Genomic DNA, 24,055 nt, shown 5'->3' with positions numbered 1-24,055 from the left:
CCGACCCGCGCTTGAACAAAGAACGAGGCTCGCTCATGTGCGTTGCCTCGTTCTTTTCATTATCACAGAAGGCAAATCTGAACGCGTAAGGTGACTGGTTACGCTGTACGGGCGGTGATGATCTCAGCCAACTCGGTCAGATCGCGACGCTGATCTTCAGTGAATGGATAGGCGTCAAAACCGCGATGGCCTTCCTTCACTAGAGAATCGATCAGCGACTCGTGGGCGCGTCGACCGCGTTCTTCAATAATCGTCGCGCACTGGGCAATCGCTTCATCCGAAGCATCCTCGTCGCCGAGCACTCCGAGCAGAGTGCGACGTTCGTCTACAGTCGCATGAGACCACGCCAAAGAAAGCAATACGGTTCGCTTGCCCTCACGCAGATCATCGCCGGCAGGCTTGCCCGTGGTTGCCGGGTCGCCGAAGATCCCCAGATCGTCATCGCGAAGCTGGAAAGCGATACCCCACGGAGTGAGGATGGAGTCCAACGCCTGGATCAGCTCGGGTGAACCACCGCCGACAATCGCCCCGAGAATCGCCGGGTGGACGATCGAATAATGCGCGCTCTTGTGGAGGACAACCTCCATGACATCCTCGACGCTGATGGCAACGTTATCTTCGACGTCCAACGGAAGATTTTCTGCTCGGATATCAAGGTATTGCCCCAAGCCCACTTCCGCGTGCATCGTCGTAAAACGCTGCATGAGCAAGAAGGCGCGCTCTGGGGCCAACAGCGAGCACTGAGAATTGACTGCGGCCTGGGCGGCGGAGAACAGCAGGTCACCGACAAGAACGGCGCCGACGGCACCGAATGCGGTTGCAGACCCTTCCCAGCCCCTATCGCGATGAATCTCAGCAAGGCGAACATGGGGAGTGGGGGCTCCGCGACGGGTAACAGCATGGTCAATGAGATCGTCGTGCGCCAATGCTGAGGCCTGGTAGAGCTCAAGGCCGGCTGCCAACGCCGAAAGGTCAAGATCCGGATCATCCAGCGGACGTTGCAAGGCCAACGAAGCCCCGAAATATGCCAGAAGTCCGCGGAAACGCTTGCCTGACTGGATCGAGGCGACGCAGGTCTGAGTAAATTCATCCGAGACTCGTGACGTGCCGATTTCATCCATCAACGCGATCAGATGATCGTGAGTCGCATTGTCGATGGTGGGGCGGAGTTCGGCGAACCGTGCGGTAAGTGTTTCCATAGGTCACACTGTAGCGTGACACGTGTAAATGTGGTGCTGGTCATTATTGTTTCGCCTTTGGTGAGCTACATCATTAAAAATAGGGGTTGACAGGTGAGTTCATCAGGAAAATTTGCACTATCGGACTATAATTAAAAGTAGGTTTTCAGCGCCCGAATCGGCGCGAAGAAGTCCCCATTTTCTGCGAAAGGGATAGGTGTGGCCGGATCGAGCACTACCAAGGGGTCCAAGACTACTTCCAAGGCCAGCAGGGTTGACGAAACAGTAGAGGTAGAAAAGACCGCACCAGCAACGAAGAAGCGTGCTTCGAAGGCTGCGACTCAAAAGGCTACAGGCGAAGCTACCAAGGCTCCCGCAAAGAAGACCGCGCTCCGCACGGCGAAGAAGACTACGGAAGCTGGCGACGTCGCTCCCGAAGAGAAGCCTGCTCAGAAAACGACTCGACGTACCGTGAAGAAGGTCGCCGACAAAACTGCAAAGGCTTCGTCTGAAGCTGAAGCCACCAAGGCTCCAGCAAAGAAGACCAAGCGTCGTACCACGAAGAAGGCGACCGCTGAAGCCACTTCTAGTGATGCTCCTACAACCGACGCGCGGGCTCCGCTTACCCAGGAAGAGCCTGCAAAACCGGCAAAGAAGACGACTCGTCGCACCACGAAGAAGGACGGCGAATCTGCCGAGGTTCAAGAAGACAATTCCGCGAAGAAGGCAACTCGTCGCACGACCAAGAAGACTGTCGAGGGTGCAGAGACCCAAGAAGGTAAGCCCGCGAAGAAAGCTACGCGTCGTACCAAGAAGGCTACAGAGGCTCAAGAAGGCAAGCCTGCAAAGAAGACGACTCGTCGCAAGAAGAAGGACGAGCCCAAGGTCGAAGAACCGGCAATTGAAGAGTCTGAAGAAGAGACTGAAGACGATATCGACGATGCTGATATCGATCTGAACGACGAAGAAGAACTCGACGATACTGAAGACACAGATGGCGACGATACGTCAGATGATGAAGATGAATCTGAAGAGGAAGATGAAGAGTCCAAGCCTAAGCCGTCAGTCGTTGAGGTAACAACGTCGAAGGCAAAGACGAAGGGGAGTTTCGTCGTTTCCGACTCCGACGAGTCCGATGAGCCCGTCCAGCAGGTGACCGTCGCGGGTGCAACCGCGGACCCGGTCAAGGACTACCTCAAGCAGATCGGCAAGGTTTCGCTGCTGAACGCAGAGCAGGAAGTTGACCTTGCTCGCCGTATTGAAGCTGGCCTCTACGCTGAATACAAGCTGAAGAACGAAGCCGATTCGATGACGGCGAAGGAACGTCGTGAGCTGCACTTCATGGCATCCGACGGTCAGCTGGCGAAAAATCACCTGCTGGAAGCAAACCTGCGTCTGGTCGTTTCGCTGGCTAAGCGTTACACGGGTCGTGGCATGCAGTTCCTGGATCTGATCCAGGAAGGTAACCTCGGTCTGATTCGTGCAGTTGAGAAGTTCGACTACACGAAGGGCTACAAGTTCTCCACCTACGCAACCTGGTGGATTCGTCAGGCGATCACGCGTGCAATGGCTGACCAGGCTCGCACGATCCGTATTCCTGTCCACATGGTTGAGGTCATCAACAAGCTCGCTCGCGTCCAGCGCCAGATGCTTCAGGATCTTGGTCGTGAACCCACGCCGGAAGAACTGGCGAAGGAACTCGACATGACGCCCGAAAAGGTCGTCGAGGTTCAGAAGTACGGTCGCGAACCGATCTCGCTTCACACTCCGCTGGGCGAAGATGGCGATTCTGAGTTCGGCGACTTGATCGAAGACTCTGAAGCAATCGTTCCCGCCGACGCTGTGTCGTTCACGCTTCTTCAAGAACAGCTCCACAACGTGCTCGACACCCTGTCGGAGCGTGAAGCTGGCGTTGTGTCGATGCGTTTCGGTCTGGGCGATGGTCAGCCGAAGACCCTGGATGAGATCGGCAAGGTCTATGGCGTGACGCGCGAGCGTATTCGTCAGATCGAGTCGAAGACGATGTCGAAGTTGCGTCACCCGTCGCGTAGCCAGGTGCTTCGCGATTACCTCGACTGATCACCTCGCGTTTGTCTTATCTCAGTAACGTTGCGGTGAGTCATCTCATGGTCACGAAACGATGAAGTCACTAAGTGTGAGGTGGCGGGCGGGCTCGAACAGTTAGAACATAGTTACATGCTCTCGGGTTTTCTCATCATGGCCTTTGTTCTTCTGCTCGTTGTGGTTATCGCTGTTGCGGTGATCGTTGGTTTGGCACTTGAGCGTCGCCCTGCGTCCGTTTGGCAGGAACATCTTCGTGACCAGCGTGAGAAGCTGACGAATGCTCCCGAAAATGATGCCGATCCCGTGTCACCTCACTCGACAACGTTGACGGATCTGATGGGTGATACGTCGTCGATGAAGAACGCGTATTTTGATGCGGATCGGTTGCCCGGCGTTGATCGTATTGAGCGTGTGACGGATCGTTTTGAAGCGATGCAGGAGCACCGCAAGGCAGGCAAGGAATCTTCGGCCGAGTAAACGTTGCCTAGCGTGCCACTAGTGTTCGACTCCGTTAGGTTCAACCAATAAGTGGAACTTGATAGCGTCCATGGGAGATGATGAGCCCATGGACGCTGTTCTTTCATTTTTAAGCTCTCCGGCGGGCATTGCGTGTATTGCACTGCTCGTCGTTGTCATCGTGGGCATTGGTATTGGAGTTGCGCGTAGCTCGAAGAAGTCCATGCCGACTATTACGCCTGCTACTCCGGCCACGCCAGTTACGGCCGCACCGACAACTCCTGCGGATGAGGTCCCCGCAGATGCACCTGATGCGCGCGGTAGTCCGTCGCCGATCGACGAGGCCGCCTTGTGTGCTCCGACGTCTGACCCTGTCGTAGATGGCGGGCAAGACCAGCTGGCAACACCTGTTGAAGAGACTGTCGAAGCACCTGAACTGTCAGTTGAGGTTCCTGAATCACTGCCGAGCCGTATGGCTCGCCTGCGGTCGCGCCTGTCGCGTTCGGGCACGCTGGGCAAGGCTATCGTTTCGCTGTTGTCCCGTGGTGAGCTGAAAGCCGCTGACTGGGAAGAAGTCGAAGATACGCTTCTTGTCGCTGATCTTGGTCTTGAAGCGACCGACACGCTGATTGAGGCACTAAAGAATCGCGTGGCTGTCGAAGGTGTTCACGACACTGATTCCATTAAGAGGTTTCTTTCCGAAGAGCTTCTTGCGCTGGTTGATCCTGCGATGGATCGTAGCCTGCATCTTGATCGTCAGGGCGACACAGGTGAGCTTCCCGCATCGATCCTGATGGTTGGCGTGAACGGCACCGGTAAGACGACGACCGTTGGCAAACTGGCTCGCGTTCTCGTTGCCGAAGGCAAGAGCGTTTTGCTGGGTGCAGCTGACACCTTCCGCGCTGCTGCTGGCGAACAGCTGGGCACGTGGGGTGAGCGCGTTGGTGTTGAGGTCGTTGCTTCTGACCGCGAGGGCGCAGATCCGGCTTCGGTTGCTTTCGATGCGCTCAAGGCTGGCGCAGACAAGAATATTGATGTCGTGCTGGTTGATACCGCTGGTCGTCTGCAGACGAAGTCGACGCTGATGGATGAGCTTGGCAAGGTCAAGCGTGTCATGGAAAAGCAGGCTCCCGTCAACGAGGTTCTGCTGGTCCTCGATGCGACCACCGGTCAGAACGGTATGAAGCAGGCTGAGGTTTTCGCTGAAGTTGTTGGAGTGACCGGCATTGTCCTGACCAAGCTTGATGGGTCTGCAAAGGGGGGCATTGTTGTCTCCGTGCAGAAGGCTCTTGGTGTTCCGGTGAAGTTCGTTGGCCTGGGTGAAGGCGCTGACGATCTTGCTCCGTTCGATCCGCAGGGCTTCGTTGATGCCATCGTGAATGGCTGACATTTTTCGAGTTGCACGCTAGGCGGGTCAGTCTCACGCTGTGTGAGGGCTGCCTCGCATACGGCTGTGATAGCCCGCGTGCGATAGGCTTTGACCACTCAACGAGGTCGTGGCCTCGTACCCTTTTTGCTTTCCACCTTTTGGGAGACTCAACGTGTTTGGAAATCTGTCGGATCGGCTGACTCAGTCTTTTAAACAGCTTCGCTCTCGTGGTGTGCTGACCGAATCAGATGTTGACCAGACAATTTCAGAGATTCGTCGCGCCCTGATTGATGCTGATGTTGCTCTTCCCGTTGTCCGTCAGTTCACCAACTCGGTCCGTGAGAAGGCCTACGGTGCGGCGCGTTCGAAGGCACTGAATCCCGGACAGCAGGTCATTCGAATCGTCAACGAGGAACTGGTTGAGATTCTGGGCGGCGAAACTCGTGAACTGAAGTTTGCCGATCGTGGTCCGACGGTCTTCATGCTTGCTGGTCTGCAGGGTGCTGGTAAGACGACGCTTGCCGGAAAGCTCGGTAAGTGGCTCCGCGAAGAAGGCAAGTCCGTTCTTCTTGTTGCCTCTGACCTTCAGCGCCCGAATGCAGTGAACCAGTTGCAGGTTGTGGGTGAGCGTGCTGGCGTTCACGTGTGGGCGCCCGAACCCGGTAATGGCGTTGGCGATCCGGTGCAGGTCGCACGCTCGGGTCTGAACCACGCGATTGAAAACGGCATTAACGTGGTCATCGTCGATACCGCGGGTCGTTTGGGTGTCGACGAAGAAATGATGGCTCAGGCTGTCGCGATCCGCGATGCTGTTCAACCGCACGAAATCATGTTCGTGCTTGACGCGATGGTCGGTCAGGACGCCGTCCAAACGTCGACCGCGTTCCGCGATGGCGTGGGCTTCACCGGTGTTGTCCTGTCGAAGCTCGACGGTGATGCCCGCGGTGGTGCTGCGCTCTCCGTGCGAGGCGTGACCGGTGCACCGATCCTGTTCGCGTCCACGGGTGAGAACCTCGATGACTTTGAGCGTTTCCACGCTGACCGTATGGCGTCACGCATCCTCGATATGGGTGACATCCTCACCCTGATCGAGCAGGCAGAAAAGAAGCTGGACGCCGAAGAAGCCGAGCGCATGGCGCAAAAGGCAATGGCCGGCGAACTGACTTTGGGTGACTTCCTCTCGCAGTTGCAACAGGTGAAGAAGCTTGGCTCGATGAAGAAGATGCTCGGCATGATTCCTGGCGCAGGCCAGATTCGCGAGCAGATTGAAAACTTCGATGAACGCGAGGTCGATCGTATTGAGGCGATTGTCCGTTCGATGACGCCAGCGGAACGTGAAGATGTTTCGCTGTTGAACGGTTCGCGTCGTGCGCGTATTGCACGAGGCTCCGGTGTGACGGTTGCTGAGGTGAACTCGCTGGTCAAGCGCTTTGAAGCTGCCAAGGCCATGATGGGCCAGATGGGCCAGATGGGCGGAATGCCCGGCTTCGGTAACATGCCCGGCCAGGGCGGTAAGGCGAAGCAGAAGGCGAATGCGCGTGCCGCTCAGGCAAAGCGTGCGAAGGTCAAGAAGAAGGCGCGTTCCGGTAATCCTGCGAAGCGTCGCCAGCAGGAGCTTGAGGCTCTTCTTCCGCCCGAGCAACGTTCGTCTGCTCCCGCTGCAGGATCCGCATTCGGCGGTGCGCCTGCTTCCGAGCCGACCGCTCGTCCGTCGATGGATGATCTGCCAGACGACATCAAGCGCATGATGGCCGGCCTCAAGTGATCTTTCAGGGATCGCTACTCTGGTCCGCGACCTCCGGCTCACCGGCATCGTGGACAACCGGTTCGTGGAAGATTGATCCTTCCGGCATCACCATGATCGACGAGGCCGGGACGACAGGTTCGGACTTCACCGGCTTTGCGGTGCCCGGATTCGTTGACTCTCACGCCCATATTGGCGTTGGATCAGATGGGCCCGTGGGCCTTGAAGAGCAAGAAGTACAGGCGCGTGCCCAGAGGAACACGGGTGTCTTGGCTCTGCGCGATTGTGGCGCTCCCGTTGATAACCGTTGGTTGGATTCACGCGATGACCTGCCGAAACTGATTCGAGCAGGACGTCATATTGCTCGTCCCAAGCGATACATTCGTGGCATGCCCATCGACTGTGAGAATCTCGCTGATCTTCCGGACCTCGTCGCTGAGCAGGCGAAACGGGGCGACGGCTGGGTGAAACTGGTCGGCGACTGGATTGATCGCTCGAATGGTGTAGATTCTGACCTCGAGCCGCTGTGGCCGACGGAGGTTCTTGTGGATGCCGTTGCAGCTGCCCACGAAAACGGTGCGAAAGTGGCGGTTCACTCCTTCGCTCACGCGACGATCGACTCACTTCTTGAAGCGGGCGTCGACGACATTGAACACGCGACGGGCATGGACGCGGATCAAGCAGATGAGGCCGCGCGCAGGGGAGTGCTGATCACTCCGACGCTACTTCAAGTTGAATTGTTCAAGGACTTCGCTGATCAGGCCGGAGCGAAATACCCCGTATACGGTGCGACCATGTCTCGTATGTACGACGAGCGTCGCGAGCATTTCGCGATGCTCCGGGAATTCGGCGTCACCTTGGTGATGGGTACTGATTCTGGTGGCTACCAAGAGCATGGGACGATCGGTAAAGAGTTTGAACTCTGGCTGGATCGGGGAGTATCGCGCTTAGAACTGATCGATGTCGCCACATGGAAGTCCCGCATTGCACTGAACTTTGAGCAGTTGAGTCCGGGTGCCAGTGCGGATCTTCTGATCTACCGCGAGGATCCGCGAACAAGCGGTGCATTGGATCAGCCCGACCATGTCGTGATCAATGGGCAGCTGGTTTATTCGCGTTCTTGAATTGCGCTTTGTTTCGGACGTGACCGATTCCACGGCGGGTTGAAGCGTGTGATGAGCCCCAGATTTGGGGCATCGGGCGCCAACTATGGCACAATTGAGGGCGTACTCGGGCACTGGAGGACCCTCTCACCTTCTTTGACCGCGTCCCGGAACAAACATTGACCTGTGTTTCCCACCGGGGAAGTGCACGTTCCAACTCTGAACTAGAAACAGGAGTGACCACACAAGTGGCAGTTCGCATTCGTTTGAAGCGCGTGGGCAAGATTCACGCTCCCGCATACCGTGTTGTCGTCGTCGATTCGCGCAAGAAGCGTGACGGTCGCGTCATCGAAGAGATCGGTCTGTACGACGCACAGCCGAACCCGTCGATCATCCGCATCGACTCGGCTCGCGCTCAGTACTGGCTGGGTGTTGGCGCACAGCCGTCCGACCAGGTTCGTAACCTGCTCGTCCTGACCGGCGACATCGCAAAGTTCAACGGCAAGAAGGATGCGGTTTCCCGCGTCAAGGTTGCCGAATCTGACAAGGCTGGCGCAGCTGCTGAAGCTGTCAAGGCTGCAGAAGCAGAAGCCGAAAAGTCGAAGGCTGCTCAGGCAGCTGCAAAGGCAGAAGCTGAAGCTGAAGAAGCTCCGGCTGAAGCTGGCGAGGAAGCCTGATCATGCTGGCTGATGCGCTTGAGCACCTCGTCTCTGGAATCGTCGACCACCCGGAAGATGTTCGGGTTTCGGCTCGTTCCATGCGACGCGGTCACCTCCTTGAGGTTCGGGTCAATCCCGATGACCTCGGTCGTGTGATTGGTCGTAGCGGTCGCACCGCTCGCGCTCTGCGCACGGTGATGGGCGCTCTTTCAACGCGCGGTCCTATTCGTGTTGACGTTGTCGACACGGATCGCGAGTAAGCGCTCGCAAACACAACTCATGTGGAGGGGCTCAGTTTTGAGCCCCTCCACTGTTTTATTTCTCCCACGATATGAGCGGTCAACGGAATGCAGACCGATTCGCTGACCGTGGGATACTAGAAGCCAATACGTCACTTCTCGGTGTACACAACTGAAGGATGAAGGACACACTATGCAGATGACCGCAGGCATCATCGGGCCAGCTCATGGCCTTCGTGGTGAAGCAATGGTGGAAGTACGTTCCGACGATCCTGAGATCTGGGCACCCGGCTTTGTCTTCGGTGTACTGGGCGAGCCTGAAATGGAACTGACGGTTCGCAGTGCGCGTATGCACAAGGATCGCCTGCTTGTTGGCTTCGAGGAACTGTCAACCCGCGAACAGGTAGAGGCTCTGCGTGGCAAGAAGCTTCTGGTCGAAGAAACTGAAGAAGAAGATGCATGGTATCCGCATCAACTGAAGGGGTGCGTAGCTGTGATGCCCGATGGCGCAACACTGGGAACAGTGACTGGCCTGCAGTTTGGAATGGCTCAGGATCTTCTTCTGGTCAAGCCCGTCAGTGGAGCAACAGTCATGGTGCCTTTCGTTGAAGAGCTTGTCCCCGAGGTTGACGTTGAGAATAAGCGCGTTACTCTGACTCCGCCTCCCGGCTTGTTTGATGATGACTATGTCGATGCATCGGATAGGAATTCCAACTGATGAGGATCGACCTTTTCTCGATTTTCCCCGAGTACTTCGCGCCCGTAAATCTGTCTCTGCTGGGCAAGGCACACGAGACTGGCCTCGTCGATGTGCATGTCCACGATCTGCGTGATTGGACGCACGACGCACACCGCACAGTTGACGACACCCCGTACGGCGGTGGCGCGGGCATGGTGATGATGCCGACCGTGTGGGGAGAGGCTCTCGACGAGGTCATTGCTGAGTGCTCTGCTGGGCAAGACCAGGACGTTGCGCAACGTCGTGTTCTTGCGATCCCAACACCGTCCGGTATCCCGTTGACGCAGGCAACCGCACGCAACCTGACTAACGTCGATCAGCTGATGATCGCCTGCGGACGATACGAAGGGATTGATCAGCGCGTCGCCGATCACTACCGCGCGTTAGGTGTCGAGGTTCTTGAGTACTCGATCGGCGACTACGTGTTGAACGGTGGGGAAGTGGCGGCGCTCGTGCTTGTGGAAGCGGTGACGCGTCTACTCGACGGTTTTATGGGGAACCCTCAGTCGCTCGAGGAAGAGTCCCATGAGAACGGTCTGTTGGAGTACCCGACGTACACGAAGCCTCGTTCGTGGCGTGATATCGAGGTGCCTGACGTTCTTCTCAGTGGCGATCACGGGCGGATCGAACGCTGGCGACGCGACCTGTCGCTGAAGCGGACAGTCGAGCGCAGGCCGGATTTGATTGCTCAGTTGCAGTACGGGGATCTCGATTCAGCTGACAAAGAGTTTCTTGCTGCCTGCGGGCACCTCGTCACCCCTAGCGGGCATCATACGGTTTCGATTCGAGTGGCTCAGGCACACGATGCCGACGCTCTTGCCGCACTTGCGACGCGTACGTTCCCGGACGCCTGTCCCGACGTCCTTTCTGATGAAGCAATCGCAGCGTTTATCGGCGACCAGCTATCGCCTGAAGCATGTGCTCGATTCATCGCTCAGCCGGAACGATACCGCGTGCTGGTCGCTGAAATCGGCGGTGAACTGGGCGGATACACCCTGTCGATCATCGGTGAAGACGCGATTGAAAAAGGCATGGTGCGCCCCGGACGTATCGAAGCGTCGGATGCCTACCTGTCCAAGTGCTACACGGATGCTACGTGGCGTGGAAGTGGTCTGGCGGGCGCTCTACTTGAAGCGGCAGTGGCGGACGTTGAAGCTTCCAATGCAGCCCCGCGCTTAGTTTTAGCAACACACACCGGTAACCTTCGCGCTCAAAAGTTTTACAAGAAGCACGGCTTCAAAAAGAAGGCACGTCGCACGTTCAACGTCGGGGGAGTAATGAACGTAGACGTTGTCCTCGTGCGGAATCTCACCGTTCGATAGACATATTCGTCCCTCGTAGACAGTGGGCACCGCCTGACGAATGTGGCACACTTGAACACGGTGCATTCGAGTGCAACCTGCCGCAGGGGGACACTCACATGAATGCCCGTTGAAGAAAGCGCAGGCCCCGCCTGCCGTATTCGACGCAACTGACCTGCGGCAGAAGTGTCAAGGAGTAAACATGCAGAAGCTGGACGCAGTCGACGCCGCTTCCCTTCGTTCCGATCTTCCTTCGTTCCGCGCCGGTGACACCGTCAAGGTTCACGTGAAGGTTATTGAAGGTAGCCGTTCCCGTATCCAGGTCTTCCAGGGTGTTGTTATTGCCCGTCGCGGTCACGGCGTCTCTGAGACGTTCACCGTCCGCAAGGTCTCCTTCGGTGTTGGTGTGGAGCGTACGTTCCCGCTGCATGCACCGACGATCGACCGCCTTGAGGTCGTCACCAAGGGCGACGTCCGTCGTGCAAAGCTCTACTACCTGCGTGAGCGTCACGGCAAGGCTGCCAAGATTAAGGAACACCGCTCGGGCAGCGCAGAGTGAAACTCTGAGCATGACCACTGTGTGCCCGGTGCCCTTCGGGGCACCGGGCTTGCGTGTTCGTATGCCAACCGGTGTTGGCATCTCCTCTGAAAAGTGAAGGATTACGAGTGACTGACAGTGATTACGCCATCGATTCTGATGGGGATACCGGTTCAGGTGGTTTTTTTGCTTGGATTCGTGAACTTGCCCTGATCGTGGTTGCGGCGTTCGTGATCTTCACTCTGCTCCGCATTTTTATCGTCCAAGTGTTTTGGATTCCCTCCGCGTCCATGCGCGACACCCTGGTGGAAAACGACCGTATCGCAGTCTCACGTATCGCGGCACACACGGGCAATATTGAGCGCGGTGACGTGGTTGTTTTTCACGATCAGTTGGACTGGCTCCCGTCGAATCTTTCAACCGACGATTCTTTTGCCAATGCTGTCGGTAAATTTGTTGGTTTTCTTCCCGGTGGTTCAGATAAAACACTTGTGAAACGCGTGATCGGTGTGGGCGGTGATCACGTCACCTGTTGCACGGCCGAAGGCAAGGTTGCAGTGAATGGTGTGCCCGTGGACGAACCCTACATTGCTGACGGTCAGCTTCCCTCTGACATTTCTTTCGATATTACGGTTCCCCAGGGCACGCTTTGGGTCATGGGTGATAACCGTGGTAATTCAGCGGATTCTCGCTACCACATGGGTTCTGGTGAAACACCTTACGTTCCCGAAGACGCGGTTGTTGGCACCGTGAGCGCAGTTATTTGGCCGACGTCGCATTGGAAGGCAGGCCTGAATCGTCGCGACGTTTTTGCTGGTATTCCCGATGCCCAGTGATGCGACGCGCGATGTCGAACGTGAGCTCCTTACCCGCTATGACGTTGTCATTGGAATGGACGAGGTGGGGCGTGGTGCAATTGCAGGGCCCGTTGTCGTGGGGGCATGCCTTGTCACGGGGGACGAGGCCCCTCAACCAGCGGGGCTTCGCGACTCGAAACTGTTAAGCGAAAAAAGACGCGTCGCCTTGGAGCCTCTGGTGTGCCGGTGGGCGAAGTCTGTTGGTGTGGGTTTTGCTTCGAATGATGAAGTCGACGCCCACGGAATCATTGTTGGCCTGCGTTTGGCTGGTATGCGTGCTCTGCAACAGTTGGATATTCCCAATGGCGCACGCGTGATTGTTCTGCTTGATGGGGCGCATAATTGGCTGACGCGATCCGACGATTTGTTTTCTCCGATTGATGACGCACCCTACCCGGACATTGAGGTGCCACACGTTGCCACTCGCGTCAAGGCTGACGCATCATGCTCGGTCGTGGCCGGCGCATCCGTTGTCGCGAAGGTCAGACGTGACGAATGGATGAAAACGGTGGAAGATCCGGGATACGACTGGGCCTCGAACAAAGGCTATTCTTCGGCAAAACACATTGACGCTCTTAGGCGACTGGGGGTTTCTCCTCTTCATCGCCGTTCGTGGAACCTTCCCGGCACTGGGCGCGCCGAGCGCGCCTGAAGGGTCAGGAACAATTTGTTAGGCATGATTGAACCGTGAGTGAAGACATCGAAAGCTACGAAAACTCTCTGGAACTTGAGCTTTTCCGCGAGTACAGGGATGTCATTGGCTTATTTAAGTACGTGGTCGAAACCGAACGTCGTTTCTACCTCTGCAATCAGGTCGATGTTCAAGCCCGTCCAGTTGGTGGGGATATTTTCTTTGAACTCACGCTGACTGACGCGTGGGTGTGGGACATTTACCGTTCCTCGCGTTTCGTGCGTTCTGTCCAGGTCATCACCTACAAAGACGTGAACGTCGAAGAATTGACCAAGCCAGAGCTGAACCTCTGACCCCTTCGGCGGGTTATCCACAATTTCAGGTGGGTGCTACTTATCCACAATTTCGCTTTCGCTGACTTTCTTTCTGTGTATTCCTGACCGACGCTTGGTGCGGAGGTCAGTATGGGAAACGATTTTCGCCGTCGACTCGGAATGCTAGGCGAGGTCACTGCGACGCGCTTCATCAGCGAAGGTGGTCTGCAGGTTGTTGATCGAAATTGGCGCAACGGCAGGGCAGGCGAGCTCGACATCATTGCGACGGACGGCTCGAACACGATTGTCATCGAAGTCAGAACCCGCTTTGGGAACGCAAAGGGGAGTGCGCTCGAATCAGTTGATGATCGAAAGGTCAGGCAACTACGTTCGCTGTCGGTTGCTTGGGTGCGATCGCATGAGTGCCGTGGGCACTTGCGCGTTGACATTGTTGCGATCACTGTCGATCCGGCAATGCGCGTAGTCGTTGAAGAGTCTGGTCCAGATGCGGACTTACGTGACTACGGTGCGCGCATCGAATGGATTCGAGGCATCGCATGAACGCCTCGCTTGCACACATTGATTCAATTGGACTTGTGGGCATAGAAGGCCATCGGGTGCGCGTTGAAGCACATGTGGGGCGCGGACTGGTCAAGTTCACTCTGGTTGGCCTGCCGGACGCGTCTTTGCGTGAAGCGAAAGACCGGGTTCGCTCGGCGTTGCAGTCCTGCAACTTGGAAGTGATGGACTCTCATATCACCGTGAACCTGTCACCGGCGGGTCTTCCAAAGTCTGGTTCAGGGTTTGATCTTGCGATCGCCATCGCAGTGCTTCAAGCTGCGGGCTCACTGAAAAGACAGGCATTCGTAGGCGCTGCTCTATTAGGAGAACTAGCTCTTGACGGCAGTATCCAATCAATCCGAGGAATTCTTCCCGCGGTCTTGTCGGCGAAGAAACTCGGGATTCAACGTGTCATCGTTCCCGCAACATGTGTCTTAGAAGCTCGTCTTGTCCACGGTATTGATGTCATTGGTTTCGACCACTTAGCTGATCTTGTTACCTGGGCTGGGGGAGATGCTCTACGTCCGAAAACACCTATCCCGATTCTCCACGCTCTGCCGACTGAGAGACTGACAGAAAGCATCACCGCGGTTTCAGATTTAGCAGATGTACGAGGTCAAGACGGAGCTGTTGACGCGTTAGAGGTGGCTGCCGCGGGAGGCCATCACGTGTTGCTCATCGGTGAAGCTGGCTCCGGAAAGTCAATGCTCGCATCACGTATGCCAACGATTTTGCCGCCGATGGATGATCAAACGGCCCTGATGACATCCGCACTTCATTCCATCGCAGGCCGCCTCGAAGACCACGCAACCCTGATGCGCACCCCACCCTTCCAATCCCCTCACCACAGCGTCACAATGCCGGCCCTGATTGGTGGCGGTAGTGGGATTGCGATGCCGGGTGCAGCATCACTGGCACACGGGGGAGTTCTGTTCCTTGACGAGGCAACCGAATTCATCCCCTCGGTCCTCGACGCTCTGCGCCAGCCACTCGAAGAAGGCGTCATCACGATCCATCGAGCCAAAGGACAAGCCACCTATCCCGCCAGATTTCAACTGATCCTCGCCTCAAACCCCTGCCCGTGCGGTGGTGGAACCAAAGCTCGCCCCTGTCGATGCGCATCCATCCAAAAACGCAGGTACATCACACGACTATCAGGGCCCTTGCTTGACCGCATTGATATCACGATCGCAATGCATGCTCCCACCCGCGCGCAGCTCAACGCCAGCAAACGACGCACATCCAAAGAAGTAGCCGAAAGAGTACTCGCCGCACGCGACAGGGCACGCACACGCCTAGAAGGAACAGGATGGACCCTCAACTGTCAGCTTCCCGGCCCCTGGGTGCGACAGCACTCGGGCATAGCACGCACATACATTGACCGCATCGATCAAGGCGTCGACAGAGGAATTCTGTCCATGAGAGGCGCCGATCGCGTCTTACGCCTCATGTGGACCCTCGCCGACCTAGCCGAACGATCCACACCCAACGACACCGACCTTGCGCAGGCACTACAACTGAGAAACTCAGGAGCACTCGATGCCTTCTATCAATGAACGCGACCTCGCCTGGGCATGGTGGACATGCATCCAAGAACCCGAAGACGCCCATGCCCACGCTCTACGACTTCACCTTGGACTCATTGAATCAGTCGAATGGGTATGCGCCGATTCTCCCGGCCCACTCCCACCACCACTGTCACAGCATCGAAAAACACTCGAAGACGCCTGGAAACGCTTCAAACCACGTGCACTACGCAACAACCTCAACCAAGAACTTGAGGCAATCCACGCCCTAGGCGGACGCTTCATCAGCCAAGAAGACCCATCCTTCCCCAAAGAACTCACCATCCTTCAAGAATCAACACCACTTGGCCTATGGGTCGTGGGCACGCTCCCACACACACGTTCAGTCACCATCGTCGGAGCGAGAGCAACAACAAACCTCGGAACAAGGAACGCTTTCGACATCGCATCCGACCTTGCCGACAGAGGCGATACCATCCTCTCCGGCGGAGCATTCGGCATCGACATCGCCGCCCACAGGGGAACACTCGCAGCAAACGGACAGACAATCGCCATCCTTGCCGGGGGAGTAGCAAACCCCTATCCCGTCTCTCATACCCGCGACTTCGAAACGATCGTCGAATCGTCAGGAGCCATCGTCTCAGAAGTACCACCAAGCTTCAGACCCGCAAAATGGCGCTTCCTTGGACGAAACAGAATGTTAGCCGCTTGGGGGGATGCCACCATTGTCATCGAAGCGTCATCCAGATCCGGTGCCCTCGCAACAGCCAGACGAGCAATGACACTAGGCAAACCCGTAGGAGCAGTCCCCGGACCCATCACCTCGCAATCCTCAACGGGATGCCACGAGCTCATTCGCAACGGTGCCACGCTCATCAGAAACGCATCCGACATCCACGAAATGATCGACCCCCTGCACACGCAACTCCAAGGCATACTCTTCGGTGAACCCGTCTGCCCAGATCAGGGAGTCAATGCACTCTCACCCCACGCGCGCAGGGCATGGGAAGCCCTTCCCATACGCAACCTCTCAACACTTTCCACCATCGCCGCAAACGCTGGCATGAGCGAACAGGAAACGTTGCGGGCGCTCGCGGAACTGGAGCTTGACGGGTACGTGCGTTCTAACTCCCGCGGTTGGGCTCGCAAAGGTGGAGCTCGGTGCTGATAATGAAGGCATGAGTGAGTTAGGCATCTTCGACGCATGGGTATCATTCCTGACCCATGCGCGTCGGCTGTCTGACCATACGATCACGGCATATTCGGTTGATGTTGCTGGATGTTTTGAGTTCATCGGCGTTGACCCGAATCCAACGAGCGAGCAACTAGACGCTCGCTTGACAACGCGCCGTCTTCGCCTGTGGTTAGCGAAACTGAGTGAGCAGGGTGCATCACGTTCGACCCTGTCACGTAAGACCGCTGCCGTACGAAACTTTTGTCGGTGGGCGATTGACCATGACGTGTTGGCTCATGATCCTTCTGCATCGCTTGCGTCTGCTCGCGTAGATCAACGCCTTCCTCAGGTTCTGACATCGAATGATGCGACGACCCTGATGGAGTATGCGCGTGCCCACGCCCGTTCAGGCGATGCGACAGATCTGCGGAACTGGGCGATCCTTGAACTGATCTATGCGTCGGGAATGCGTATCTCAGAACTCGTTGGGTTGAATGTGACAAGCATCGATTATTCGGGCCACACCGGACGTGTTTTGGGTAAGGGAAACAAAGAACGCGTTGTTCCGCTGACCGATCTTGCCCTCGAAGCCGTACAGACGTGGACGGTTCGCGGTCGTCCGCAACTGAGCAATTCTGATTCTGGGAATGCTCTGTTCATTGGTGACCAGGGCAAGCGGATCGATGTTCGAGTTGTCCGCTCCATGTTCCATCGCGAAGCTGCCCGAGCTGGGGTCCCAGATCTTGCGCCACACGCTCTACGGCACACGATGGCGACGCACTTGCTTGAAGGGGGAGCAGATTTGCGTAGCGTTCAAGAGATCCTCGGCCACTCTTCTTTACAGACCACCCAGCGATACACGCACGTTGATTCAAAACGATTGTCCGCTATCTATGCTCAGGCACACCCGCGCGCTTAACTCTTCGTCTGCCCTCCAGCTTCGCCCCGCCTACGATTGACGAGGCTACCCGCGCACTTTACTCCCATCCCAGGGTTTCAGGGCAAGATCGCCAACTAAGAACCGTAGGGGATTAACGTAGTGATCCCTTGAGGTTTTGGCACCCCAGTGCAGACCGCCTGCTGGCTCATGCCCGGGTCTGAGGGTTGCTATGGGAGCCCCCGCACTGACGTGGTCTCCAACGCTCACAAGAGCATCGACGGGCTCATATGTTGAACGAACCGGGCCATGGGACAACGAGACAACCCCCTTGCCGGCAACCTCGCCGGCCACTTCTACAATCCCGTCAGCCGGGGCATAGATCGTAGCGCCAACATCGACCTTCAGATCGACTCCGCGATGACCTGAAAGCCACCGTAACGCCGGAGGATCAAAACCCCTGGTCACGCTTGCCGCATTCCCGGTCGGCCACTGCCAGTGTTGCCAGACGGATGCGTTGGCCGGCCTCGTCAATAGGCAAGAAAACAGAGCCAAGGCGGCAAGGATCGTCAAAGGAAGATGTGCATAACGGTCATTGCGAAGAAACATGCACTCAATGTCGTTGATCGCGGGTCAAAGGGCGAATGGAGTGATTGCTTATTGTGGATACTCCGCGATCGGGTGAGGCACCTGTGGATAAAGTCTGGCGACGAGGGTCACATCAAGCGAAATAGGGAGTATGAGGGCATATGAGATAAGCTATTTGAGCACCTGCTTGCAGGTGACTTCGCGTGCCATTTTCACGTCAGCGGTCTTCCGCGGTGGGCATAAGTTCCAGGTCCTTTCGAGGTGAACTTAAGTCATGGCACCAGGGCTTGCGTACCCGCGCACAGCACGTAACTGAAACCGAGGGTGAAAACCCTCATGATCCCGCAGTTTTGCGGGGAAGGACGATTCAATGGCAGTCGTAACCATGCGTCAGCTCCTCGAGTCCGGTGTCCACTTCGGTCACCAGACCCGCCGCTGGAACCCGAAGATGAAGCGTTTCATCCTCACCGAACGCAACGGCATCTATATCATCGATCTTCAGCAGACCATTGCTGACATCGACATTGCTTACGATTTCGTGAAGCAGACCGTCGCACACGGTGGCACCATCCTCTTCGTTGGCACCAAGAAGCAGGCGCAGGAAGCCGTCGCAGAGCAGGCAACCCGCGTTGGCATGCCGTACGTAAACCACCGCTGGCTCGGTGGCATGCTCACCAACTTCTCCACCGTTTCCAAGCGTCTCCAGCGCCTCAAGGAACTCGAGCAGATCGACTTCGACGATGTCGCCGCATCCGGCCGCACCAAGAAGGAACTCCTCATGATGCGTCGTGAGAAGGACAAGCTGGCTCGCACACTCGGTGGCATCCGCGACATGGCCAAGACCCCGTCCGCCATCTGGATCGTTGACCCGAAGAAGGAACACCTCGCGGTTTCCGAAGCTCGCAAGCTCAACATCCCGATCGTCGCCATTCTCGACACCAACGCTGATCCGGACGAGGTCGACTACCGCATCCCCGGTAACGACGATGCCATCCGCGCAGTTGCACTGCTCACCCGCGTGATCGCAGACGCAGTCGCAGAGGGCCTCCTCGCTCGTTCCGAAACCCGCAAGTCCGCTGACTCGGCAGAAACCGTTGCAGAACCGCTCGCCGAGTGGGAACGCGAACTCCTCGAAGGCGACAAGGGCGAAGCCAAGGCTGAAGAAGCTCCGGCTACCGAAGCCCCCGCCGAGAACTGATCTTTACCAACTTCAAAGTAGAAAGAGACATCAATGGCGAATTTCACCGCTGCTGACGTCAAGGCTCTGCGTGAGCAGACCGGCGCAGGCATGATGGACGTGAAGAAGGCTCTGACCGAGGCTGATGGCGATGCTGAAAAGGCTCTCGAAATCATCCGCCTGAAGGGGCTGAAGTCGCTCTCCAAGCGCGAAGATCGTCAGGCATCCGCCGGCCTTCTGGTCGCTCAGGTTGACGATGGCGTTGGCGTCCTCGTCGAGGTCAACTCCGAAACCGACTTCGTTGCAAAGAACCAGAAGTTCATTGACTTCGCAAACGAGGTTCTCGCAGCAGCCGTTGCTTCGGGCGCATCCAATCTTGAGTCTCTCCTCGCATCCCCCATGGGTGACGAGACCGTTCAGGACAAGCTCAATTCCATGGCAGCAGTTATCGGCGAAAAGCTCGAAATCCGTCGCGTTGTGCGCGTCGAGGGCGAGAACGTTGACCTGTACCTGCACCAGACCAGCCCCGACCTCCCCCCGCAGGTTGGCGTCTTCGTCGTCACCGACGCAGCTGGCGCTTCCGTTGCTCATGACATCGCAATGCACATTGCCGCTTACATGCCGGCATACCTTGATCGCGATGCCGTTCCTGCTGACGTCCTCGAGAAGGAGCGCGAGACTCTCACGAAGATCACGCTCGAAGAAGGCAAGCCCGAGCACATCGTCGGCAAGATCGTCGAAGGTCGCATGGAAGCCTACTTCAAGGACAACTGCCTCGTGGACCAGGCGTTCGCTCGCGATCCCTCTAAGTCGGTCGGCAAGGTTCTTGCCGAGGCCGGCGCAAAGGTGACCGAGTTCGTTCGCGTTCACGTCGGAGCCTGATAACGCATGAATGGCCCCGCCCAAATGGGCGGGGTCATTCGGCTATCCTGTGTACTAATGCTTCTTACCGCGTGAACAGGAGAAACGCGCATGCCTCATACTCGTAGGGTCCTTCTTAAACTGTCTGGTGAAGCTTTCGGCGGTGGCGCCGTTGGTCTTGACCCCACTGTCGTTCGCGATATTGCTCACCAGATTGCTATTGCTGTCCGTCGAGGCATTGAAGTCGCAGTCGTCGTTGGTGGCGGTAACTTCTTCCGCGGTGCACAGCTAGCTAAAGCAGGAATGGATCGTTCCCGCGCCGACTACATGGGCATGCTCGGTACCGTGATGAACGCCCTTGCGCTTCAAGACTTCATCGAACAAGCCGGTGTTCCTGCGCGTGTTCAATCCGCAATTACGATGACCCAGGTTGGTGAACCCTACATTCCGTTGCGCGCTATTCGCCATATGGAAAAGGGGCGCGTTGTTATCTTCGGTGCGGGTGCCGGTATGCCGTTCTTCTCGACGGACACGGTTTCAGCTCAGCGTGCTCTTGAAACCCACTGCGACGAGCTTCTTGTTGCTAAGAACGGCGTGGATGGTGTGTACGATGACGATCCGCGCCTGAACCCGGACGCGAAGCGTCTTGAATTCCTGACGTACTCGGATGCCCTTTCTCAGGAACTCAAGGTCATGGATGCAACAGCTTTGGCACTTTGCCGTGATAATGGTTTACAGACACGAGTTTTCGGAATGTCTGAAGCAGGCAATGTGACTGCTGCCCTGATGGGTGAGACAATCGGTACTCTTGTGACTGCGCAAGACTGATCAACATAGGAGTCACGAATGATTGACGACATCCTCCTTGAAACCGAGGAAAAGATGGACCGTGCGGTTGAATCCGCACGCCACGAATTTGGCAATATCCGCACCGGTCGCGCAAACGCCGCGATGTTCGAGCAGATTCTTGTCGACTACTACGGTGCACCCACGCCGATGCAACAGCTCGCTTCTTTCCAGATTCCTGAAGCTCGTACCGTGTTGATCTCCCCGTTCGATCGCACTGCCACGAATGAGATCTTGAAGGCCCTGCGTGAATCTGATCTGGGTGTGAACCCGACCGATGATGGCAACGTTGTCCGCGTTGTTCTTCCTGCCTTGACTGAAGAACGTCGTAAGGAATACGTGAAGCTGGCAAAGACCAAGGCCGAAGATGCTCGCGTCGCAGTTCGTAACGTTCGTCGTAAGGCAAAGGAACAGCTCGATAAGCTGAAGAAAGACGGCGAAGCCGGCGAAGACGAGGTCGATCGTGCAGAAAAAAGCCTCGAATCGCTGACGAAGAAGCAGGTCGAACAGGTTGACAAGCTTCTTGCATCCAAGGAAGCTGAGCTCCTGACGCTGTGAGCGCCTCTGATCATTCTTCCCCTTCGTTGGTTGCGAAGTTTTTCTCTCCGCAACCAACGAAGGTGAAGGAACCACTGGCAGCCACCGGGAAGGCAGGACGTAATCTTCCAGCAGCAGTATCTACTGCCGTTGTTTTGATTCTTTTCGTCGGTATCTGCTTGTTTTATGTACCGCCACTTTTGACACTGTTCATTGTGCTGGCGTCGCTGGCGGGTTTATATGAGTTAGGTGGCGCATTCGCCCACCTAGAAACAAAGCTGACGATGGCTCCGCTGTATGCGGGAGCTATCGGCATGGTCACGTGCGCATGGTCTCTTGGCGCAGAAGCGCTCCTCTTTGCCCTGTACGCAACCATTTTCGCTGTTGTTGCGTGGCGAATCTTGGATCCGAACCCCAAGGGGCGGATTAACGACGTCATTGCATCGGTCTTTGTCGCGCTGTATGTTCCTTTCCTTGCCTCGTTCGTTGTGCTGATGATGCGCGAGTTCGGTAACCCATGGGTGGTTCTCACCTACGTTGGCTTAGTCGTCGCATCCGATACCGGTGGCTGGGTCGCAGGCGTTCTATTCGGCAAACATCCGATGGCGCCTCGTCTATCACCCAAGAAGTCCTGGGAAGGCTTCATCGGCTCGACAATTGCTTCTGTCGCACTTGGTGGACTTGCTTTCTGGGCACTTGGTGGCCACTGGGCATTCGGCCTCCTTGCCGGCGTTGTTGCGTGTGTTGTCGGCACGCTCGGTGATCTCACTGAATCGTTAATCAAGCGTGAAACCGGTCTGAAGGACATGTCGCAAATTCTGCCGGGGCATGGCGGTGTCCTTGACCGCGTTGATGCTTTGCTGATGGTTGCACCGCTTATGTTTATGATCTTCACCTGGACGCTGTAAGGAATCCTATGAGCCTCGAATTCGAAAAACAGCGTCGGCGTGAAGTGCGTCCGACTGACCAGCCCCCAGAAGGAGCAACGTCAGCCGATGCGAAGCCGGTGATTTCTTTCGCGCCAGCTAAACCTGGCAAGGCACCTGCTCACCTCGCTGACGTGGATGCAAAAGGACGTAAGCAGGTCCTGAAGGATCTGGGTCTTCCCGGTTTCCGTGCTGACCAGCTTTCTCGACATTATTTTGATCACTTCGAAGCCGATCCGGCGAAGATGAGTGATATTCCCGCATCGATGCACGATGCAATTCGTGAAGGTCTGTTGCCTGAACTGGTTCGCCAAGTCGTCGCGCAACACGCGGATGGCGGGATGACGATTAAGCACCTTTGGGAGCTTTTCGATGGGGCACGCGTTGAATCCGTGCTGATGCGTTACCCGCAGCGCACGACCTTGTGTATTTCTTCGCAGGCAGGATGTGGCATGGCGTGTCCGTTCTGCGCGACCGGCCAGATGGGGCTGACTCGTAACCTGTCGACGGGCGAAATTGTCGATCAGGTGCGCCAAGCGCAGATTGCGTGTCGGGATGGCGAGCTTCCCGGCGGGCCGACGCACCTCTCTAACGTTGTGTTTATGGGTATGGGCGAACCGCTTGCTAACTACCGCACGGTCGTGAATACTCTGCGCCGCCTGATTGATCCCAGCCCAGAAGGCTTTGGACTTTCAGCTCGAAACGTCACTGTGTCGACGGTGGGTTTGGTTCCCGCGATCGACAAGCTGGCGAAAGAAGGCATGCCTGTGACGTTGGCAGTTTCGTTGCATGCTCCCGATGATGACCTTCGCGACGAGTTGATTCCGATTAACTCGCGCTGGAAGGTGGGGGAGTTGCTTGATGCTGCTCGCCGATACTTTGTTGCGACGGGTCGTCGCGTGTCGATTGAGTACGCGCTGATCAAGGATATGAACGATCAGGAATACCGTGCCCAATTGCTTGCTGATGAGCTCAATAAGCGCGGTCACGGGTGGGCTCATGTGAACCCAATTCCGTTGAATCCGACTCCCGGCACAATCTGGACTGCGTCTACTCGGCGTGCTCAGGACACATTTGTCGCTACTCTGCGCAACAATGGGATTTCAACGACGATTCGCGATACTCGCGGTTCTGACATTGATGGTGCGTGCGGTCAGCTCGCAACAGCGGTGAAGGAAGCGAATGCGAAGCGTCGGTCTATCAATTCAGATTCCACTTCAATTCAGGAGACTCGATGAGTGACTCTTTCCCACGAGTGAGCTTCTGGCGTCACGGCTATGCGACTGAGCGTGTGGACGCTTTCTTTGCGGACGCGCGCCAGGCGTATGAAGGTGGCTTGCCGGCAGAGCAGTTCTCTGCACAGCAGGTTCGCCAGGCGACGTTCCCATTGAAGCGTCGTGGCTACGCGATTGATGCTGTTGATTCCGCGATGAGCCGTCTTGAAGCGGCCTTTGTTCAGCGCGATCGTGCGGATCATATTGCTGTTAACGGCGAGGCCGCATGGTTCGAGAAGGTTGCCGAGCGCGCAACGACGCTGTATGACCGTCTGATGCGTCCTCGGGGCGAGCGTTTCTCGCACCCGGAATCCGGTCGTGGATATGACGCGGCTCAGGTTGATGATCTGCTGGATCGTTTGGCCGCCTATTTTGACGAGGGCACTGAGATTAGCGTCGATGACGTTCGTCTTGCTGTTTTCCAGCCTGCTCGTGGCAAGAAGGGCTACACGGAAGGAACGGTTGACGCCTATCTTGGGCGCGCCGTAGAGATTCTTCTGGCTGTTTCCTGATTGG

General features: G+C 56.7%; 26 protein-coding genes. 24 read left to right on the top strand and 2 right to left on the bottom strand.

Annotated features, from left to right (window positions below):
* Nucleotides 1–98 precede the first annotated feature (98 nt).
* On the bottom strand, nt 99–1,199 hold the full coding sequence (locus HMPREF9241_RS04980; protein WP_006681190.1) for a polyprenyl synthetase family protein: 1,101 nt from the start codon (nt 1,197–1,199) through the stop codon (nt 99–101).
* 198 nt (nt 1,200–1,397) lie between these two features.
* Here HMPREF9241_RS04980 and HMPREF9241_RS04975 point away from each other — a divergent pair, with 198 nt between their 5' ends.
* The 17 genes from HMPREF9241_RS04975 (at nt 1,398) to HMPREF9241_RS04895 (ending at nt 17,372) form a co-directional block, all read left to right on the top strand.
* Nucleotides 1,398–3,257: an RNA polymerase sigma factor gene (locus tag HMPREF9241_RS04975; RefSeq protein WP_006681189.1), complete on the top strand. Its 1,860-nt coding sequence runs from the start codon at nt 1,398–1,400 to the stop codon at nt 3,255–3,257.
* Between the two features lie 117 nt (nt 3,258–3,374).
* Nucleotides 3,375–3,719, top strand: a complete 345-nt coding sequence (locus HMPREF9241_RS04970; RefSeq protein ID WP_050998791.1) for a hypothetical protein — start codon at nt 3,375–3,377, stop codon at nt 3,717–3,719.
* 88 nt (nt 3,720–3,807) lie between these two features.
* Complete coding sequence (gene ftsY, locus HMPREF9241_RS04965; RefSeq protein WP_040318611.1) at nt 3,808–5,085, top strand: signal recognition particle-docking protein FtsY; 1,278 nt, start codon at nt 3,808–3,810, stop codon at nt 5,083–5,085.
* 154 nt (nt 5,086–5,239) lie between these two features.
* Nucleotides 5,240–6,832 (top strand): signal recognition particle protein, encoded by a 1,593-nt coding sequence (gene ffh / locus HMPREF9241_RS04960; RefSeq protein WP_006681186.1) that lies wholly within the window; start codon nt 5,240–5,242, stop codon nt 6,830–6,832.
* Nucleotides 6,829–7,935 (top strand): amidohydrolase family protein, encoded by a 1,107-nt coding sequence (locus HMPREF9241_RS04955; RefSeq protein ID WP_006681185.1) that lies wholly within the window; start codon nt 6,829–6,831, stop codon nt 7,933–7,935. Before ffh ends, HMPREF9241_RS04955 begins: the two co-directional genes overlap by 4 nt.
* A gap of 227 nt (nt 7,936–8,162) precedes the next feature.
* The gene (gene rpsP / locus HMPREF9241_RS04950) at nt 8,163–8,591 is read left to right on the top strand and encodes a 30S ribosomal protein S16 (protein ID WP_006681184.1); all 429 of its coding nucleotides are present in this window, start codon (nt 8,163–8,165) and stop codon (nt 8,589–8,591) included.
* Nucleotides 8,592–8,593: 2 nt separating this feature from the next.
* Nucleotides 8,594–8,833 (top strand): RNA-binding protein, encoded by a 240-nt coding sequence (locus tag HMPREF9241_RS04945; protein ID WP_006681183.1) that lies wholly within the window; start codon nt 8,594–8,596, stop codon nt 8,831–8,833.
* Nucleotides 8,834–9,005: 172 nt separating this feature from the next.
* Nucleotides 9,006–9,530, top strand: a complete 525-nt coding sequence (gene rimM / locus HMPREF9241_RS04940) for a ribosome maturation factor RimM (RefSeq protein WP_006681182.1) — start codon at nt 9,006–9,008, stop codon at nt 9,528–9,530.
* Nucleotides 9,530–10,873: a tRNA (guanosine(37)-N1)-methyltransferase TrmD gene (trmD, locus tag HMPREF9241_RS04935; protein WP_006681181.1), complete on the top strand. Its 1,344-nt coding sequence runs from the start codon at nt 9,530–9,532 to the stop codon at nt 10,871–10,873. The genes rimM and trmD overlap by 1 nt, the downstream gene beginning before the upstream one ends.
* 181 nt (nt 10,874–11,054) lie before the next feature.
* Complete coding sequence (rplS, locus tag HMPREF9241_RS04930) at nt 11,055–11,411, top strand: 50S ribosomal protein L19 (protein WP_006681180.1); 357 nt, start codon at nt 11,055–11,057, stop codon at nt 11,409–11,411.
* Between the two features lie 107 nt (nt 11,412–11,518).
* Entirely contained in the window at nt 11,519–12,226 is a 708-nt protein-coding gene (gene lepB / locus HMPREF9241_RS04925) for a signal peptidase I (protein WP_006681179.1), read from the top strand.
* Nucleotides 12,216–12,899, top strand: coding sequence for a ribonuclease HII (locus tag HMPREF9241_RS04920; RefSeq protein WP_006681178.1), 684 nt, complete (start codon nt 12,216–12,218; stop codon nt 12,897–12,899). Before lepB ends, HMPREF9241_RS04920 begins: the two co-directional genes overlap by 11 nt.
* A 35-nt stretch (nt 12,900–12,934) precedes the next feature.
* The gene (locus tag HMPREF9241_RS04915) at nt 12,935–13,231 is read left to right on the top strand and encodes a DUF2469 domain-containing protein (protein WP_006681177.1); all 297 of its coding nucleotides are present in this window, start codon (nt 12,935–12,937) and stop codon (nt 13,229–13,231) included.
* A gap of 111 nt (nt 13,232–13,342) precedes the next feature.
* Nucleotides 13,343–13,753 (top strand): YraN family protein, encoded by a 411-nt coding sequence (locus HMPREF9241_RS04910; RefSeq protein WP_006681176.1) that lies wholly within the window; start codon nt 13,343–13,345, stop codon nt 13,751–13,753.
* Complete coding sequence (locus HMPREF9241_RS04905) at nt 13,750–15,309, top strand: YifB family Mg chelatase-like AAA ATPase (protein WP_006681175.1); 1,560 nt, start codon at nt 13,750–13,752, stop codon at nt 15,307–15,309. The genes HMPREF9241_RS04910 and HMPREF9241_RS04905 overlap by 4 nt, the downstream gene beginning before the upstream one ends.
* Entirely contained in the window at nt 15,293–16,447 is a 1,155-nt protein-coding gene (gene dprA / locus HMPREF9241_RS04900; RefSeq protein WP_006681174.1) for a DNA-processing protein DprA, read from the top strand. The genes HMPREF9241_RS04905 and dprA overlap by 17 nt, the downstream gene beginning before the upstream one ends.
* Before the next feature lie 10 nt (nt 16,448–16,457).
* Entirely contained in the window at nt 16,458–17,372 is a 915-nt protein-coding gene (locus tag HMPREF9241_RS04895) for a tyrosine recombinase XerC (protein WP_040318557.1), read from the top strand.
* Nucleotides 17,373–17,417: 45 nt separating this feature from the next.
* Here the strand turns inward: HMPREF9241_RS04895 and HMPREF9241_RS09060 are convergent, their stop codons facing one another.
* Nucleotides 17,418–17,939 (bottom strand): M23 family metallopeptidase, encoded by a 522-nt coding sequence (locus HMPREF9241_RS09060; protein ID WP_006681172.1) that lies wholly within the window; start codon nt 17,937–17,939, stop codon nt 17,418–17,420.
* Between the two features lie 349 nt (nt 17,940–18,288).
* On the opposite strand from HMPREF9241_RS09060, the gene rpsB reads away from it, so the two are divergent.
* The 7 genes from rpsB to HMPREF9241_RS04860 all read left to right on the top strand — a co-directional run bounded on the left by rpsB (nt 18,289) and on the right by HMPREF9241_RS04860 (nt 24,051).
* Nucleotides 18,289–19,116 carry a 30S ribosomal protein S2 gene (gene rpsB, locus HMPREF9241_RS04890; protein WP_006681171.1) on the top strand — a complete coding sequence of 276 codons (828 nt, stop codon included), beginning with the start codon at nt 18,289–18,291 and terminating at the stop codon, nt 19,114–19,116.
* A gap of 33 nt (nt 19,117–19,149) precedes the next feature.
* Nucleotides 19,150–19,977, top strand: a complete 828-nt coding sequence (tsf, locus tag HMPREF9241_RS04885) for a translation elongation factor Ts (protein WP_006681170.1) — start codon at nt 19,150–19,152, stop codon at nt 19,975–19,977.
* A 90-nt stretch (nt 19,978–20,067) separates the two neighbouring features.
* Nucleotides 20,068–20,784 carry a UMP kinase gene (pyrH, locus tag HMPREF9241_RS04880; RefSeq protein WP_006681169.1) on the top strand — a complete coding sequence of 239 codons (717 nt, stop codon included), beginning with the start codon at nt 20,068–20,070 and terminating at the stop codon, nt 20,782–20,784.
* 18 nt (nt 20,785–20,802) lie between these two features.
* Complete coding sequence (gene frr, locus HMPREF9241_RS04875; RefSeq protein WP_006681168.1) at nt 20,803–21,360, top strand: ribosome recycling factor; 558 nt, start codon at nt 20,803–20,805, stop codon at nt 21,358–21,360.
* On the top strand, nt 21,357–22,247 hold the full coding sequence (locus HMPREF9241_RS04870) for a phosphatidate cytidylyltransferase (RefSeq protein WP_006681167.1): 891 nt from the start codon (nt 21,357–21,359) through the stop codon (nt 22,245–22,247). Before frr ends, HMPREF9241_RS04870 begins: the two co-directional genes overlap by 4 nt.
* Before the next feature lie 8 nt (nt 22,248–22,255).
* Nucleotides 22,256–23,503, top strand: a complete 1,248-nt coding sequence (rlmN, locus tag HMPREF9241_RS04865; protein WP_006681166.1) for a dual-specificity RNA methyltransferase RlmN — start codon at nt 22,256–22,258, stop codon at nt 23,501–23,503.
* A complete protein-coding gene (locus HMPREF9241_RS04860) occupies nt 23,500–24,051 on the top strand; it encodes a DivIVA domain-containing protein (protein WP_006681165.1) in 552 nt (183 codons plus the stop codon). The genes rlmN and HMPREF9241_RS04860 overlap by 4 nt, the downstream gene beginning before the upstream one ends.
* Nucleotides 24,052–24,055: the final 4 nt, after the last annotated feature.

It is taken from the genome of Schaalia turicensis ACS-279-V-Col4, assembly GCF_000296505.1.
Classification (GTDB): domain Bacteria; phylum Actinomycetota; class Actinomycetes; order Actinomycetales; family Actinomycetaceae; genus Pauljensenia; species Pauljensenia turicensis_A.
Note: the sequence above shows the minus strand (reverse complement) of the source record. Positions and strands in the feature narration are given on the sequence as shown.

What these genes read in the sequence shown, in the direction of transcription:
- HMPREF9241_RS04895 (WP_040318557.1), top strand. Translation starts at nt 16,458, where the DNA reads ATGAGTGAGTTAGGCATCTTCGACGCATGGGTATCATTCCTGACCCAT.
- HMPREF9241_RS04980 (WP_006681190.1), bottom strand. Translation starts at nt 1,199, where the DNA reads ATGGAAACACTTACCGCACGGTTCGCCGAACTCCGCCCCACCATCGAC.
- rlmN (WP_006681166.1), top strand. Translation starts at nt 22,256, where the DNA reads ATGAGCCTCGAATTCGAAAAACAGCGTCGGCGTGAAGTGCGTCCGACT.
- rplS (WP_006681180.1), top strand. Translation starts at nt 11,055, where the DNA reads ATGCAGAAGCTGGACGCAGTCGACGCCGCTTCCCTTCGTTCCGATCTT.
- trmD (WP_006681181.1), top strand. Translation starts at nt 9,530, where the DNA reads ATGAGGATCGACCTTTTCTCGATTTTCCCCGAGTACTTCGCGCCCGTA.
- HMPREF9241_RS04920 (WP_006681178.1), top strand. Translation starts at nt 12,216, where the DNA reads ATGCCCAGTGATGCGACGCGCGATGTCGAACGTGAGCTCCTTACCCGC.
- frr (WP_006681168.1), top strand. Translation starts at nt 20,803, where the DNA reads ATGATTGACGACATCCTCCTTGAAACCGAGGAAAAGATGGACCGTGCG.
- rpsB (WP_006681171.1), top strand. Translation starts at nt 18,289, where the DNA reads ATGGCAGTCGTAACCATGCGTCAGCTCCTCGAGTCCGGTGTCCACTTC.
- rimM (WP_006681182.1), top strand. Translation starts at nt 9,006, where the DNA reads ATGCAGATGACCGCAGGCATCATCGGGCCAGCTCATGGCCTTCGTGGT.
- HMPREF9241_RS04905 (WP_006681175.1), top strand. Translation starts at nt 13,750, where the DNA reads ATGAACGCCTCGCTTGCACACATTGATTCAATTGGACTTGTGGGCATA.
- HMPREF9241_RS09060 (WP_006681172.1), bottom strand. Translation starts at nt 17,939, where the DNA reads ATGTTTCTTCGCAATGACCGTTATGCACATCTTCCTTTGACGATCCTT.
- HMPREF9241_RS04945 (WP_006681183.1), top strand. Translation starts at nt 8,594, where the DNA reads ATGCTGGCTGATGCGCTTGAGCACCTCGTCTCTGGAATCGTCGACCAC.
- HMPREF9241_RS04970 (WP_050998791.1), top strand. Translation starts at nt 3,375, where the DNA reads ATGCTCTCGGGTTTTCTCATCATGGCCTTTGTTCTTCTGCTCGTTGTG.
- HMPREF9241_RS04860 (WP_006681165.1), top strand. Translation starts at nt 23,500, where the DNA reads ATGAGTGACTCTTTCCCACGAGTGAGCTTCTGGCGTCACGGCTATGCG.
- HMPREF9241_RS04910 (WP_006681176.1), top strand. Translation starts at nt 13,343, where the DNA reads ATGGGAAACGATTTTCGCCGTCGACTCGGAATGCTAGGCGAGGTCACT.
- tsf (WP_006681170.1), top strand. Translation starts at nt 19,150, where the DNA reads ATGGCGAATTTCACCGCTGCTGACGTCAAGGCTCTGCGTGAGCAGACC.
- dprA (WP_006681174.1), top strand. Translation starts at nt 15,293, where the DNA reads ATGCCTTCTATCAATGAACGCGACCTCGCCTGGGCATGGTGGACATGC.
- pyrH (WP_006681169.1), top strand. Translation starts at nt 20,068, where the DNA reads ATGCCTCATACTCGTAGGGTCCTTCTTAAACTGTCTGGTGAAGCTTTC.
- ftsY (WP_040318611.1), top strand. Translation starts at nt 3,808, where the DNA reads ATGGACGCTGTTCTTTCATTTTTAAGCTCTCCGGCGGGCATTGCGTGT.